We start from the raw sequence: 14868 nt of genomic DNA, 5'->3' as shown, positions 1-14868 counted from the left end.
CCAACGAATCGAGGCCGGCACGTGACTGATCTGTTCGACCAATCCGCCGCTTCGGCGGCGTATACCGCCAAGGATATCGAGGTTCTGGAAGGTCTGGAACCGGTCCGCCGGCGGCCCGGCATGTATATCGGCGGCACCGACGAGGGCGCGTTGCATCACCTCGCCGCCGAACTGCTCGACAACGCGATGGACGAGGCGGTCGCGGGGCATGCCTCGATGATCGAAATGAGTCTCGCTGCCGGCAACTGGCTGAGCGTGCGCGACAACGGGCGTGGCTACCCGATCGATCCGCATCCGAAATTCAAGGACAAATCGGCGCTCGAAGTCATTCTCACGACGCTGCACTCGGGCGCCAAATTCTCCGGCAAGGCCTACGCGACATCAGGCGGGTTGCACGGCGTCGGCAGTTCGGTGGTCAATGCATTGTCCGAGCGGCTGGAAGTCGAGGTTGTGCGCGATCGCGTGCTGTGGAAGCAGGATTATGCGCGGGGCAAGCCGCTGACGCCGCTGATCAATGCCGGCCCGATGCCGAACCGGCGCGGTACGCTGATCCGCTTCACCCCCGATCCTGAAATTTTCGGCACGCTGCGGCTGAGTGCTACGCGGCTGTACCGGTTATGCCGCTCGAAGGCCTATCTGTTCCGCGGCGTGCGCATCCGCTGGTCGTGCGACCCGGCGCTGATCCCGCCAGGCAGCGACATCCCGGCCCAGGCCGAGCTGCATTTTCCCGGCGGGCTGGCCGATTCGCTGGCTGAGGAACTTGGCAGCACGTCAAAACTGGTCGTGCCCGTCTGGGCCGGCTTGGCGGACCTGCCGGATGCGGCCGGGCGGATCGAATGGGCGTGCGCCTGGCTGGATAACGGCGATGCCGCGCTCGACACCTATTGCAACACGATCCCGACGCCGCAGGGCGGCACGCATGAGGCGGGGTTTCGCGCGGCGCTGTTGAAGGGTTTGCGTGGCTTCGGCGAGCAGCGGGGCAACAAGCGCACAAGCGTCATCACCGGCGAGGATGTCACGGGCACTTTGTCGGCCAAGCTTTCGCTGTTCATCCGCGATCCGCAGTTTCAAGGCCAGACCAAGGAAAAACTCACCTCGCCGGAAGCCCAGAAGGTCACCGAAGCCGCGCTGCGCGACCGGTTCGAACATTTCCTTGCCGGCGATCCCGCGAGTGCTGACAATCTGCTGGCCTATGTGATCGAACGCGCCGAAGAGCGCATCCGGCGCCGCGAGGCAAAGGACACGCCGCGAAAATCGGCGACCAGGCGGTTGCGTCTGCCGGGCAAACTGACCGATTGCACGCGGGAATCGCGCGAGTATACCGAGATTTTCCTGGTCGAAGGCGATTCCGCCGGCGGCTCCGCCAAGCAGGCGCGCAACCGGGAGACCCAGGCGGTGCTGCCGCTGCGGGGCAAGATTCTGAACGTCGCTTCGGCTTCGACCGAAAAACTGCGGCAGAATCAGGAGTTGAAAGACCTGATCGAGGCGCTGGGTTGTGGCGTGGGCGATCGGTTCCGGCTCGACCAGCTGCGCTACGGCCGCATTATCATCATGACGGATGCCGATGTCGATGGCGCGCATATCGCTTCGCTGTTGATGACGTTCTTTTACCGCGAACTGCCGGAGTTGATCCGCGCCGGGCATGTGTTTCTGGCGCAACCGCCCTTGTTCCGCCTGACCCAGGGCAGCAAATCGGTCTACGCGATGGACGATGCGGAGCGGGACCGGTTGATGAAAACCGCATTCAAGGGCAGCGCGAAGGTCGAGATCAGCCGCTTCAAGGGCCTCGGCGAAATGCCGCCGGCGATGCTGAAAGAGACCACCATGGACCCGAAGCGGCGGGTGCTTCTGCGCGTAATGACGCTGCCGGAGGCGCGGGCGGAGACTGCGGAGATGGTCGAGAGCCTGATGGGACGCAAGCCGGAGTTACGGTTCCGATTCATTCAGGATCGGGCGGCGGGGGCAGGGGAGTTGGATGTTTAGAGCCAGATCGCTTGAGGTTGACGCGTTTGCGTCAGCCGAAAGCGATGAACTTGCTCGCAAAATAAATGCCAGGGCATGATCGACTTCAAACGGTCATGCTCGAGGCGCGCCGATTGCCGATCATGTCGCGGATCAGATCGCCCGCGCGGGGGAAATCCGCGCGGATCATCGCGGGTCCCTGGCGCCGGCGCTCATCGATCAGACGTGCGAGATCGGTGACATTGGCACCCCAGGAGATGTCCGAGACGAGGGCGATTTCGCGCAGGAAACTGGTCTGGTGATCGCCGGCGCCGCGGGGATTGGGGAATGCGATGAATTGTTTCTGGGCGATCAATAATTGTATCACGGTGGCGCCACCGTGGGAGATCACGAGGCTTGCCTGTTCGATCAGATCGGCGATGGTGGGGCGGCCGATGAATTGCTCGCCGTGGCGCATGCGGTAGCGCGATTGGCCGGTCTGGCAGATGAGATCTTCGTTGATGGTCCCGTTATCGGCGAGGCGGTCGATCTCGGTGAGGAGTTCGTCGAACGGCATGGTGGTTCCGATTGTCACGAAGATCATAGGATGCTGCCCAATTCGCTGCCTGGATTGGATCGCTGCAGACTTGGCCATTGCACCATAAAGCGGGTCGCAAGGCGCAGATGATAGACGATCCGGCCAGTGTTGGAGAGTTTGTCGACCCGGGTGATGCTTTCGATATAGACGGTCTTGCGGCGCAGCAGGCGCCCGGCGAGCAGCATCGGCACCGCATGGCTGCAGCCGATGGTGATCACCATATCGATCGCTTCGGCGCGGATGACACGCGTGGTCGTAGTGAAGGTACGGACGAACGCATCGAGGCTGCGCCGATACGAGCGCTGGGTCATCGAGGCGAACGAGGGCACTTCGTAGCGCTTGCCGGCCGGAATGCCAGGTTCGCCGGGTTCGCCGCCGAACCTGGTCGCGAGATAGACGAAGCGGAAATCCGCTTCGATCTGCCGGAGCAGGCATTTGGTCTCGAAGGTGAAACCGCCGCCGGACAGGATGATCAGGGCGGTGGGTTTCATTGGCTCGGTCATCAGGAGAGTATGGCACGTTCACGTGGGGGGAGGCGATCGATCTTGCTTGGTGTGCGCCTAACGCCGCCGCCAGATTGAAGCGAGGTTCGGCAGGCAGTAATAAGACCACGACGAGAGTTTTGCCACGGAGCGGTAATACGAGGATTGCAGTTGGTACGGTCGCTCGTAATGACCAATGGGATTTTGCAACATTTGAGTGTGCAACTCATGCCATTCAGCGAAATCGGAAAATTGAAGGAATTTTGATACTCGATTAAAATCGGGCAGCGCTTGCGCCAATTGTCGTGGTCGCCAGAACTGATTGTTATCCTGTAAATGAATGCGACCCAATGCTTTTGCATAAAAATCCCGCATCCTGGGCGACAGGAAGTGGCAACCCGGTAACGATGTGTCGTGAAAGACCACTGGTAGTGCGCCGTTGGGTGTGCTGATCAGAAGAATATCACTGGTGGTGCGGGATAAGTCGTGAACTGTCGCGGGCTTGGTGTCGACGTGCTCGATGACTTCCAGGCAACACGCCATCGCGGTTTCCGCATTACCGAGCGGCAGGCGACCCAGCGAGCCCACCCGCCAGTCGATCCGATCATTGAGGCCGAGAATAGTGCCGATCGCTTTAGCGGCATCGACGCGTTTTTCATCAAAATCCACTGCGATAATCGTTGCTGGCGTTTCCAAGGCCAGCGCGAACGCGAGCCAACCATAACCGGTACCAACATCGGAAATCAGGGTTGTCCGGTTGAACGGACGGCGCTTCACTAGAGGTTTGACGTAACCATAACTATAGGATCGGAGCAGGTTAGACAGGTTCCAGTTTCTGTAATGGCTGTCACGGAAATGTGGAACAGTTTTGATCTCGGCGCTGACCTCATTTGAGATTTCGAAAGTCGCCGATAATTGAGAATCAAGCATAATTTGATGTTCGCCCAGATAATGAGACAGACAGTTATAAATAATTAGTAAGCAATCTGTTACATTAGTGTGATGCGATTTGGCAAGTGCATAACGAGTGTTGCTGTTAGCCCACAGCGCTCATCACTGCTTGCTGGTTTCGGGCACGATCCAGAATTGTGGGGTCGTCTGGATGCCGGTGACGTTGGTGTAGGGCGCGCCGCTGTGGCGAACCCACTCGTAGCCTTGCAGGGCGGGGGCTGCGTTGGTGGCGTTGTAGGCGCCGGCCAGTGCGGCCATGCGGGTCATGCCGTAATCGCCGTCACTATGCGCCCAGCCTGTGCCGTTGGCCTGGCCACCGGCCTTTGTGTCTTGCTCGATTTCGGCCCAGGTGGTGGCGCGTTGGTTGGTTTTCGGGTTGGCGACGAACATGTTGTAGGTGATGCCGTCGCGCGGGTTGTAGCCGGGGGTGGTGGTTAGCACGCTGCCGGCGAGGAAGTGGATTTCCCATAGCATGGTGCTGCGCGCGCCGGGAACGCCCTGGCGCACCATGGTGGCCATGGTGCTGGCGAAATAATCCTGCTGCCAGGGTGCGATCGCTGCGGTGCCGCTGCCGTAGGTGCCAACGATGTAGCCGTAGGGTTCGCCCTGCTGCCTTGTCCAGACCGGGATGTTCTGTTTGAGATAGTCCATGTTGTTGGACACCATGTGCTGAAAATATTGGCGCATCGGTGAGCCATCCGGATCGATATAGGCGGCGTCGGCGACTTCGCGCAGGCTCCAGGCGGCGCCGCGGACCTGTTCGCCGGGGCCGACGATGATGCCTTCGCCATTGTTGCGGGCTTGCGGCGAGGGCCACTGACCAACTTCAGAATAATCAGCCTCGGCGTTCTGCTGGTCGAGATAGTCGCGGCGGCCGGTCAGAAGGTAGGCAATATAGGACAGGTCGGGCTCGTGGGCGACGTCGGTCGTCCAGCCGGTCTTGCCATCCACCTGTTGAGTGAGGCCGGTGGTGTAGGACGCCGGACCGCCGCGGCCATCGACCCATAGTTTGGGAAAATCTGCGGTGGTCACGAAATTGTCGGTCTTTTCATAGAAGAAATGCCAGGGAACCGCACCGGCGGCGTCGGCCTGACCGAGGGCGTATTCGGCGGAGACCGGATTCTGAGTGATCAGCCAGACCGCATTGGCGGCGGTGGTGGGACCGATACTGCCACGGCCACCGGTCATGGGCATGTACTGCGTGACACCGTCTACCGCCAAGGGCGCATCCCAGCCGGGGGCGGTGATGGCTTTCAATTTGGCGATCAGGTCCGCACGCGGCATCCCCACTTTCAACTCATACGCAGGCACAATGCCGATCCGCTCCATCGCCGCGACATCGTGCACCACGTTGATCGGGGCGCGGCCGCCGGAGCGGATGATGGTGTGCCAGTCCTGGTACTGGAATTGGTGAATGTGCGGCACTGCGAACACCGGCTTGCCGTTCTGGGCGATGATGATGCCGTAGGTTTCGGTACCCCCTTTCGGGCTCATCGCGATGTCGTTGTTCAGTTGCACATCCGCCGCCACGCTGCCGGTCGCGTATGCGCGGATATCCAGCACCAGCCGCAGCGAGCCTTGGATGTGCCGTGAGACCCGGGTTTCCGAAACCAGCGGGCCGGCGAGCCAGGGCGAGGTCTGCCCGGCGGCCTGGGCTTGGGCGAGCAGCTTGGCGGCGTATACGGTAACGTAGCGCGTCGGCATGCCGGGGTCGTTCAGCGCGAGGGTGATGGTGATGTCGTGCTTTTCCAGCGCGGGCATGATCGCGACGGTGCCCGGGGTCGGCGCGGCCTTGCGCAGCATGACCGGCGCATCGGCGCCGCTGGCCATCGCCGGCGCGCGCAGCGTCACCACGCCGAACAACACCGAACCATCCGGATAGCGGTTCTTGACATCGATCTGCGCGGGTTCGCTCTTGCCGCCGACCATTGCGGTGATCGCTTCGCCCTTGGGCAACTGCCCGCGCGCGAACACGGTGCCGAAGGTGATATAGCGCGGCGTAATCGCGTGGGTCAGGGTGTTTTCCAACACCACACCCACCAGGTCGCCCGGTGCGGTGGGTTGCGGCACGGCGGGTGCCCGGATCAGGTCCCCGGCGAGAGCGGTGCCGTTGAGCGCCAGCGCCGCGCTGCAAGCGAGGCATATGCTGGCGATGCCTGCCCTGATCCGCCGATGCCGTTTCATGCAACCTCCGTGTATGTCCCCGCGCTATCGTGCCCGAACTGGCGGTGCGGCGCCAGAGCGTCTAGCCGGCCGGGCCGGTTTCGATCGGCCAGTCCATCGCGGCGAGGCGGCCCGGTGCGAGCAGCGACATGACGATGCCGAGGCCGAACAATGCCGCCGCGCAGCCGACCGCCCAGAGCGCCGGGCCGTGGTCGAGCACGCCGAACCCCAGCAGCGCCATTACCGCAAACGCGCCCACCATGGCGAACATGAGCGTGACGCCCTTGCCGCCAAGTTCGCGCCAGAGCAGCGGCAATGCCGGCGCGTGGCTGGCACCGAACATTGCACCGAAGGTGCAGAGCGCCACCGGTATCGCCTGGATCGGCGTAACGATGCCGAGCGACAATGCAATGGCGACGACCACGAGCGCGTTGATCAGGCTGATTTCGATCATATTGGTGCGAAACGCCCGCACCATGGCGGCGGCGAAACCGCTGCGGCCGCCATAGCGCCCCGCCATATAAAGCGCGGGCCAGTCACCACGGCTGATCAGCCATTGGCCGCTGCCGAACAAACCGAGCGCCACCCCGAACCCGATCGATTGTGGCGCCTGCTCGATCAGCGCGGCGATGAAATCATGGCCGGTGATCCAGGCGAAGGCCGGCATGTAAAGAAGTAGAACGCCGATCTGCATACAGGTGACGATCAGCAGGCCGATCGGGCCCAGCGCGATGCCGAGCATGGCAGGCAGCGGTTGCGCAGGCATGAAGCCGGGTTTCCAGGTCATGATCCGGCCGATCGGCCGCAGGATCGTGCGCAGAGCGCCGGTTCGCGGCGCGGCGGCGGCACGATCGGCGCGATCCGCTTGCGCTTCGTCCTGGCTCGCCGCCCGCGCGGGGACATAGCGCAGGCCCGAGACGACGAGTGAAACCGAAAGACCGGTGATCAACAACGCGATCGGTGCCGGCGCAAAGACGACGTATGCGAGATAATGCGGCTGTGATCCGACGAACATGACGGGTAGAAACAGGAGTCCACGAAGCCGTGTGACCCCCTTGGCCTGTCCGGTCGCCCCCCCGCTGCTGAACGCGGCACCGGTCGCCGTGGCCAGCGCAGCCAGCGCGAGGGCGCCGGCAATGGGGGCGCCGAACCCTATCAGAGGGATCGCGAACAGGGCGGTCAGGATCACCAAGGTGATGGCAGCGGCGCTGAGTTCGGCCGATTTCAGGTCGGGGATGGCGGTTGCAAGGTTGGACCGCACCTGCCGCCAATAATGCATCGTAAAACAGGCCGGCACGAAGCACGCGGCATACCACCAGAAAAACAGGAACATCGAGCGATGCAGGAACAGCGCCTGAATGCCGCCCGTCGCCACCATCGCCGCAGCCTTCGGCGTGTTTATCGCGTCCAAAACGAGCATCATGGCGGCGGAGGCCAGCATCGGGTTCTCGCGCACGAACACCTGCGAGGCGTAGTTTCGCAGCGCGGCCGCGGCGAGGCGCGGCTTCATCGCGTCATTTCCAGAAATGCCGTTTCCAGATCGGGGATGCGCACGTCGGGTGCTGCCCCGAGCGTTGCGGCCAGCGCGGCGGCGCTCGCCTCGTCCCAGCCATCGACCAGCAAGGCGCCCGTGTCACGATCTTCGGCAAGGCACGAGACGTGTTGCGGCAACGCGTCGCGCGGCGCGGCCACCCAGCGCGCGGAGCTGCGGAACCGCGCCATCGGTGTATCGTGGATGATGCTGCCGTGCCGCATGAAAATCGCGCGGGTCGCGATTTTTTCGAGGTCGGAGAGAATATGCGAGGAAATCAGCACGCTCCGCCCCTCCTGCGCGCAGAACCTGGTCAGCAGCGCCATGAAATCACGGCGCGCCTGCGGGTCGAGGCTCGCGACCGGCTCATCCAGGATCAGCAGATCCGGCGCATGGCGCATCGCCAGCACGATCGCGAGGCGCTGTTTCTGGCCGCCGGAGAGGGATTTGACCCGCGCCTTCGGGTCAAGCCCGGCCCAGTCCAGCAGCCAGGCCGGCGGCGCGCCCGGTTCCTGCGCATAGAATTTGCCGAGATAAGTAATCAGCTCGCCGACCCGGAACCAGCCGAACCCGCTCATGGTCTGCGGCACGAAGCCGGTGCGGCCGCGCAGCGCTGGCGACAATTCGGCTGCCGTTTCGCCAAACAACCTGATCGAGCCGGCGGAGGGCAGCAGAAACCCCAGCAGGCAGCCGATCAACGTGGTCTTGCCTGCACCGTTCGGGCCGAGCAGGCCGACGATTTCACCAGGGCCGACGGTGAACGTCACGTCGGCCAAGGCAATCCGCGTGCCGAATTGCTTGCCCAGCGCCTCGGCCGCGATGAACGGTCCGGCGTATCCTTCAGACATTATGCCTCTCCTGCGTTTGACGCAGGCTATGGGATCGAGGTCGCGTAAGTCAAAGAAAAGGCGTCTTTTTTATAAAAAAGAAGCAAAAAATTTTCGTGAATTGATGATTATGGCTTCGCTCAGCGGCGCAGGATCGTGTGGCCGGCGAAGCGGCCGGCGGTGCCCAGCTCCACTTCGATCCGCATCAGCTGGTTGTATTTCGCGGTGCGGTCGCTGCGGGCGAGGCTGCCGGTCTTGATCTGCCCGGCGTTCACCGCAACCGCGATATCCGCGATCGTCGCATCCTCGGTCTCGCCCGAACGGTGGCTGATGATGGTCGCCATGCCGGCACGATGCGCGAGTTCGATGGCTTCCAGCGTTTCGGACAGCGTGCCGATCTGGTTGACCTTCACCAGGATCGCGTTGGCCGATCGCGCCTCGATGCCGCGGCGCAGCCGGGCTGGGTTGGTGACGAACAGATCATCGCCGACCACCTGCATGGTGCCGCCGAGCACGCTGGTGAAATGCGCCCAGCCTTCCCAATCATCCTCGGCCAGCGGATCCTCGACTGAGATGATCGGGAATTTTTTGGCGAGAGCCGCGATGTAATCGGTCATGCCGGCGGCATCGAGCACTTTGCCCTCGCCTTCCAGGCGGTATTTGCCATCTTTGAAAAATTCGGTCGCCGCGCAGTCGAGCGCGAAAGCGATGTCTTCGCCAGGCTTGTAGCCGGCCTGTTCGACCGCCTTGCTGATGAAGCCGAGCGCCTCTTCGGCCGATTTCAGGCCGGGGGCGAAGCCGCCCTCATCGCCGACATTGGTGTTGTGCCCGGCATCGTGCAGGATTTTCTTCAAGGTGTGAAACACTTCGGCACCCATCCGCACCGCATCGGCCACGCTCGCGGCACCAATCGGCTGGATCATGAACTCCTGAATGTCGATCGGGTTATCGGCGTGTTGGCCGCCGTTGATGATGTTCATCATCGGCACCGGCAGGGTGCGCGCGAAGCTGCCGCCGATATACCGGTAGAGCGGCACGCCCAGATCATCCGCCGCGGCTTTGGCGACCGCGAGCGACACGCCGAGAATCGCATTGGCACCCAGGCGGGATTTGTTCGGCGTGCCGTCCAACTCGATCATCAACTCGTCGATCATGACCTGCTCGGACGCATCCATGCCGCCGATCGCATCGAAAATCTCGCGCTCGACCGCGGCGACCGCCTTGGTGACGCCCTTGCCGCCGTAGCGGGATTTATCGCCATCGCGCAGTTCGACCGCTTCATGCGCGCCGGTCGAGGCGCCGGATGGCACCGCGGCGCGGCCCATGGCACCCGAATCGAGCATCACGTCGACTTCGACCGTGGGGTTCCCCCGGCTGTCCAGAATTTCGCGGGCGACGATATCGGCGATGGCGCTCATGGTGGCTCCCACTGGTTGATGCCCGGGCTGATACGGCACCCGGCGCAAGACGTGCGGGAAATACGACAAGCGGTGAGGGCGCGCAATTACCGGAGCAAGAACATTCCCTCGACCTCGACCGCACCATCGAGCGGCAAGGAAGCAACGCCGATGGTCGAGCGGGCGTGCCGTCCGGCATCGCCGAACACCGCGACTGCGAGGTCGGAGGCACCGTTCATCACCTTGGCGGCGTCGGTGAAAAATGGCGTCGCCGCGATGAAGCCGCCCAGCCGCACCACTTGCGCGACCGAGGCCAGGCCTTCGGGCAGGCTCGCTTGCAGTTGGGCGAGCACGTTGATCATGCAGAGCCGGGCCGCGCGGACGCCCTCGGCGATATCGACTTCCTGACCCAGTTTGCCGGTCACCGCGACCTGACCGTTTTCATAGGGCAACTGGCCGCTGACAATAGCGAACCCACCCGCGATCACGACCGGTACATAATTGGCAACGGCTTTGGCAGGCGTCGGAAGCACGATCCCGAGTGCGGCAAGGCGCTCTGTGGCACTCATTCTCAACTCACCAGTTTCAGGGTGGGGCGCTGGCGCCGGGGCCGGCTGCCCTCGGCCGCCGGCAGATCGAGCGGCAGCAACGGTGTGGCCGGGGCCTCGCTGGACGCGGCCGTCGCGTCGTCGTTGGTGGCGGTCGCGAGATCGTGCCGGTCGAGGTAGTTGGCGGCCAGATGGCGGAATGCGTAGTCGATCAGCGAGCTTGCCTGGGTAATTTCGGCATCGCCTTCCACCGCACCGGCGCTGCCGAACCGGGTGAACGCGAATTCATCGACGAAGTCATCGAGCGGCACGCCGTGCTGCAAACCAAGGCTGACGGCGATGGCAAACGCCTCGGCCAGCCCGCGAAATGCGGCGGATTCGCGGGGCAAGGTCAGGAATATCTCGCCCAGCCGGCCATCCGGATACTCGCCGGTGCGCAGAAACACCTTGTGGCCGGCGATGGTGACTTTCTGGGTATAGCCACCGCGCCGGGCGGGCAGTTTGTCGCGCGCGGTGCCACGCGCCGGGGTGCGAACCGGCAGGCTGGTCTGCAACGGCGGCAGAATCGTGCGATGCCGAACGGATCGGCGCCGGCGATGGTTGCCGCCAGCGCATCCTCGGCGGTGCGGCCCGATGCGGCCAGGCGGGCGCGTGACCAGGTGGCCAGCCTACCCTCGCCGTTCAGCGCCGAGAGCGGTGCCGCGATGCCGATGGTCTCGACGCCGAGCAACGCCTCCACCGGCCCCGGCGGCAACAACCCGGTCAGGCTGAGGTGCTGGCGCAGACCCAGGGCTTGGGCTTGAGCCTGCGCGCGCAGCGCGGCGGCGCGGACCGCCTCGATCGGGCAGGTGCGGGGCAGCGGCGCGGTCGTGATCGCGCAACCTGGCGCCATGCCGCGCGCGAGCAGACCAGCGGAGGCGATATCGGCCTGCGCCGCGAGCAGGGCGGCGAGGCTCGCCGCCAGCGATCGTGCGGCATCGCTGGCGTAATCGAGGTCGAGCCGGGCCAGCAGCATGGCCAGATCGGCCATCCCGAGCGCGAGGCGCTGAGCCGATGGGTTGCTGAGGCTGAGTGCGATGACCGCGGTGCGGACCGCCTCGCCGAACCCTTCGGTGTCGAACTGCTGCGCGTCGTCGAGAAACTGCGACACGTTGAGGACGAAGCCGGGGATCGCTTCCGGCACGCCGCGCCAGATGCCGGGGGAGGGCGCGCCACGCCGGCCGATCAGCAGGTGATGCAGCACGTGGGCCAAATCATCCTCGATCCCGGCGGCGGCGGCGCGTGCCGCGATCGGCTCGATCCAGGCGGATGCCGCGGCCGGTGCCTCGACCAGGCGGGGCGATGCGCGCAGAGCGACCAGGCCGGCAGCGGCTTGTTCAGGCCAAGCAACCGGGATGACCGCCGCTTCCGGCGTCGCATCCGGATCGGTGCCGATTTCCAGGCGCCGCATGCGAATGCCGCGCCAGGGCAGCGGCGGGTGGGAGCGGTACGAACCGGCGTGATCTTTGATCATACTACAACTCTAGTCCGTTCGCAGCGCCGTTTCCAGCGCGATTCCGCGTCATGTTGTGGATATCGATGACGGCCGCCACAAAATGTTGTGGATAACCGTGCTGTCTGGTGCAGTGCGGCACGGATGGACCGATCTGACCAGTTCCTTTATAGAGACGAGCATGAACGCAACCGACGACACTGTGGCGGGCGAAGACGCGCGGCACGATGGCAAAAACCGGGCGTCGCGACCCGGGGCTCCCAGCTTGGCATCGCTGGGCGGCTGGCGGGCGCTGATCAACAACCCCGGCCTCATCCTCAACACGTTGCGCCACGGCGGGGCCGTCGGCCAGGACGCGCTCGGCAACCGGTATTTCGAGGAACGCCGGCCGACCCGGCCGGATGGCCGCGCCCGTCGCTGGGTGCTCTACGCCGGTCGCGCGCGCGATGCCTCGCTGGTGCCGCCCGAGTGGCATGCCTGGCTGCATTTCACGACCGATGCGCCGCTGTCCGACGCCAATCGCCGCCCTTGGCAACGGCCCCATGAGCCGAACATGACGGGTACGGCATTCGCGTACCGCCCGAAAGGGCACGATTATGCCGGCGGGGCACGCCCCCATGTCTCAGCCGACTATGAACCATGGACACCGGACGCCTGAACCAGCAGACATAGGGTTCCCCGTGATTTCGTCCGTAGACCCCATCGTTAGCACGCTAGACAGAAAGTAGCAGATGCAGAGCCGTTTTTCCGAAATAATCGCCGGTCTGGCCGTTCTTGTCGCGGTGGTCGCCTTCCTGGTTTTCGCTTTCTCCCGCACACATACTCAGCCCAGCGATGGCTATATGCTGCACGCCCAGTTCGGCAGTATCGGCCCCTTGAAGGTCGGTTCGCCGGTAAAGATTGCGGGTGTGACGGTCGGCAAGGTCGCCGCAACGACGCTCAACAAGGCGACCTACGCCGCGATCGTCGATTTCGACATCGATCCCGGCGTCAAAATCCCGAAGGACAGCAGCGCCGCGATCGAAAGCGCTTCGTTGCTTGGGGGGGACTATCTATCGATCGCGCCTGGCGGGTCTGATACGATGCTGAAGCCGGATGGCGCGATTGTGGTGACGCAATCGGCGATCAACATCGAGTCCCTACTTGGTAAATTCGTCTTCAGTGCGGCGAATTTCGCCAGCACCGCCGCCAAGGGCAAGTCTGGCCAGCCAGACGCGAGCCCGCCTGCGGCTGGCACGAAGACGAGCCTGCCCGGGTTGACCCCGGGTGCCAAAGCACCGTGATCCACAAGGCCGCGCTGGGGATGGGGGCGGTGCTGCTGGCAGCGATGCCGTGGGCAGGGGCGCAGAATAACCAGCCGGCCAGCCTGGCGCCGGTGCCGTTGTCACCTTCAATCATCGCAACGCCGAATGCACCATTGCCGGCGCCGGTGCCGCCATCACCGGCACCATCTCAGGCGCAATCACTACCCGCCCCCGATCTGCCCGCGCCGAATTTGCCGGTTGGTACACTGACCGCGCCCCCGCCGGATGCGGCCGTACCGGGTCAGTTACCGGTCACGGCGGGCGGTTCGCCAAACGGGTCCGGCGGCGCGCCCGCACAAATAAAACCGATCTGGGATCAGCGCGCTGCGGCGTTGCTCGACGTGCTCGACAAGGAAGATGGCGCAGTTCACCGGATTAATGTGCCGGTAGGCTCGAGCACGTCTGAGGGCAGGTTGTCGATCGAGGTGGGCGCCTGTGTTGTCCGGCCGAAGGACATGACGTCTGATGCTGCAACGTTTCTGACCGTCACGTCGAAACCTGTGGACGGAAATGCATCGTCAACCGGGGATACCCCTCTGTTTCGCGGATGGCTGATCCGCTCCGAACCGGGTGCCACGGTGGTCGGTGATGCGGCAGTGACATTCCGGTTGATCGGGTGCGGCGGTGGTTGATCGACGGTGTCTTGAATGCATCAAATTGTAAATACCGCTGACGTGACAAGATCTTAATTGACAAGAGCGTATCAGAAGTAGATCAGATTATTGTAACCTACGCTGGACGTTCCAAATTCCTGCCGAACGATGTTAACGAATGGAGGCTTTATGAATTATCGCTCAATACTGTTTGCCGCAACCTGCGGTGCAGCAATCGTCGCGGCTGCGCCGATGGCGCATGCCCAGATGGCAGGCGGCCCGGCGCCGGTTACGGGTCCCTACGTGGACCTTGGTCTTGGCACCAACCTGATGCAGACCCAGAAGTATACGTACGCTCAGCCGAACGGCGGCCAGACCGGTCATTTCGTGTTCCGCCCCGACTACGCCGGCCAGATCGGTGTGGGTTATGGCCTCGGCAACGGGTTTCGCGTCGAGCTCGATGGCAATTTCTTCCGCAACAGCGCCGTCAAAGCCGATGACAATTTCAACGGCAACAACCGCGTGCATGGCGGCGTCAACACCTACGGCGTCTTGCTGAATGGCTATTATGACATTCCGACCGGCACGAATTTCGTACCCTTCGTCGGCGGCGGTGTCGGCTACGAGTGGCAGAAGTTCCAGCACATCGGCGTGCCGGCCCCCTATGGTGACAGCTACAGCGGCACCTATGGCAGCTTCGCATTCGATGTCGGCGCGGGCGTTGCGTACAACATCCCGCAGGTTCCCGGCCTTGCTCTGACAGCGCAGTATCAGTACACTGAGCTGACGCATCAGCGTAAGTATAACGACACCGGTGTGCCGAACACCTTCATCGGCGTTGGTCACTCGGGCAATCACGAAATCCTGCTCGGTGCCCGTTACGAGCTGTTCCCGCCGGCACCGCCGCCGCCGCCCGCTCCTGCGCCGACCCCGGTTGCAGCCCCGGCCCCGGCCCCGGCACGGACCTATCTGGTGTTCTTCAACTGGAACAAGGCCGACCTGACGCCGCGTGCGACACAAATCGTGGCCGAGGCCGCTCAG

The 14868-nt window shown here is 63.6% G+C and carries 15 protein-coding genes; 5 read left to right on the top strand and 10 right to left on the bottom strand.

All coding sequences use genetic code 11. The features are described 5' to 3' along the window. Nucleotides 1–21: 21 nt before the first annotated feature. A complete protein-coding gene (gene parE / locus B7X49_RS14490; protein WP_286703906.1) occupies nucleotides 22–1983 on the top strand; it encodes a DNA topoisomerase IV subunit B in 1962 nt (653 codons plus the stop codon). An 85-nt stretch (nucleotides 1984–2068) separates the two neighbouring features. Here parE and B7X49_RS14485 read toward each other — a convergent pair whose 3' ends face one another. The 10 genes from B7X49_RS14485 to B7X49_RS14440 form a co-directional block, all read right to left on the bottom strand. Continuing rightward, on the bottom strand, nucleotides 2069–2536 hold the full coding sequence (locus B7X49_RS14485) for a glycosyltransferase (protein WP_286703907.1): 468 nt from the start codon (nucleotides 2534–2536) through the stop codon (nucleotides 2069–2071). A 5-nt stretch (nucleotides 2537–2541) separates the two neighbouring features. Continuing rightward, nucleotides 2542–3042, bottom strand: coding sequence for a hypothetical protein (locus B7X49_RS14480; RefSeq protein WP_286703908.1), 501 nt, complete (start codon nucleotides 3040–3042; stop codon nucleotides 2542–2544). A 57-nt stretch (nucleotides 3043–3099) separates the two neighbouring features. Then, nucleotides 3100–3951: a class I SAM-dependent methyltransferase gene (locus tag B7X49_RS14475; protein WP_286839919.1), complete on the bottom strand. Its 852-nt coding sequence runs from the start codon at nucleotides 3949–3951 to the stop codon at nucleotides 3100–3102. Between the two features lie 123 nt (nucleotides 3952–4074). Then, a complete protein-coding gene (locus B7X49_RS14470) occupies nucleotides 4075–6156 on the bottom strand; it encodes a hypothetical protein (protein ID WP_286704968.1) in 2082 nt (693 codons plus the stop codon). 61 nt (nucleotides 6157–6217) lie between these two features. Continuing rightward, a complete protein-coding gene (locus tag B7X49_RS14465) occupies nucleotides 6218–7645 on the bottom strand; it encodes a hypothetical protein (protein ID WP_286704967.1) in 1428 nt (475 codons plus the stop codon). Further along, nucleotides 7642–8514, bottom strand: a complete 873-nt coding sequence (locus B7X49_RS14460) for an ABC transporter ATP-binding protein (protein WP_286704966.1) — start codon at nucleotides 8512–8514, stop codon at nucleotides 7642–7644. Before B7X49_RS14460 ends, B7X49_RS14465 begins: the two co-directional genes overlap by 4 nt. Before the next feature lie 119 nt (nucleotides 8515–8633). Next, nucleotides 8634–9911 carry a phosphopyruvate hydratase gene (eno, locus tag B7X49_RS14455; protein WP_286704965.1) on the bottom strand — a complete coding sequence of 426 codons (1278 nt, stop codon included), beginning with the start codon at nucleotides 9909–9911 and terminating at the stop codon, nucleotides 8634–8636. An 86-nt stretch (nucleotides 9912–9997) separates the two neighbouring features. Beyond that, entirely contained in the window at nucleotides 9998–10459 is a 462-nt protein-coding gene (locus B7X49_RS14450) for a RidA family protein (protein ID WP_029310552.1), read from the bottom strand. A gap of 2 nt (nucleotides 10460–10461) precedes the next feature. Continuing rightward, on the bottom strand, nucleotides 10462–10884 hold the full coding sequence (locus tag B7X49_RS14445) for a hypothetical protein (RefSeq protein WP_286839914.1): 423 nt from the start codon (nucleotides 10882–10884) through the stop codon (nucleotides 10462–10464). Then, complete coding sequence (locus B7X49_RS14440; RefSeq protein ID WP_286839911.1) at nucleotides 10830–11951, bottom strand: hypothetical protein; 1122 nt, start codon at nucleotides 11949–11951, stop codon at nucleotides 10830–10832. Before B7X49_RS14440 ends, B7X49_RS14445 begins: the two co-directional genes overlap by 55 nt. A gap of 160 nt (nucleotides 11952–12111) precedes the next feature. Here B7X49_RS14440 and B7X49_RS14435 point away from each other — a divergent pair, with 160 nt between their 5' ends. The 4 genes from B7X49_RS14435 to B7X49_RS14420 form a co-directional block, all read left to right on the top strand. Beyond that, on the top strand, nucleotides 12112–12588 hold the full coding sequence (locus B7X49_RS14435; RefSeq protein ID WP_324503389.1) for an NADH:ubiquinone oxidoreductase subunit NDUFA12: 477 nt from the start codon (nucleotides 12112–12114) through the stop codon (nucleotides 12586–12588). A gap of 73 nt (nucleotides 12589–12661) precedes the next feature. After that, the gene (gene mlaD / locus B7X49_RS14430) at nucleotides 12662–13213 is read left to right on the top strand and encodes an outer membrane lipid asymmetry maintenance protein MlaD (protein ID WP_035227800.1); all 552 of its coding nucleotides are present in this window, start codon (nucleotides 12662–12664) and stop codon (nucleotides 13211–13213) included. Then, complete coding sequence (locus B7X49_RS14425) at nucleotides 13210–13866, top strand: DUF2155 domain-containing protein (protein WP_051657122.1); 657 nt, start codon at nucleotides 13210–13212, stop codon at nucleotides 13864–13866. Before mlaD ends, B7X49_RS14425 begins: the two co-directional genes overlap by 4 nt. 150 nt (nucleotides 13867–14016) lie before the next feature. Next, on the top strand, nucleotides 14017–14868 hold an 852-nt coding region (locus B7X49_RS14420), incomplete at its 3' end, for an outer membrane protein (protein ID WP_286704963.1).

This window comes from Acidiphilium sp. 34-64-41 (genome assembly GCF_002282635.1).
Taxonomy (GTDB): Bacteria; Pseudomonadota; Alphaproteobacteria; order Acetobacterales; family Acetobacteraceae; genus Acidiphilium; species Acidiphilium rubrum.
Note: the sequence above shows the minus strand (reverse complement) of the source record. Positions and strands in the feature narration are given on the sequence as shown.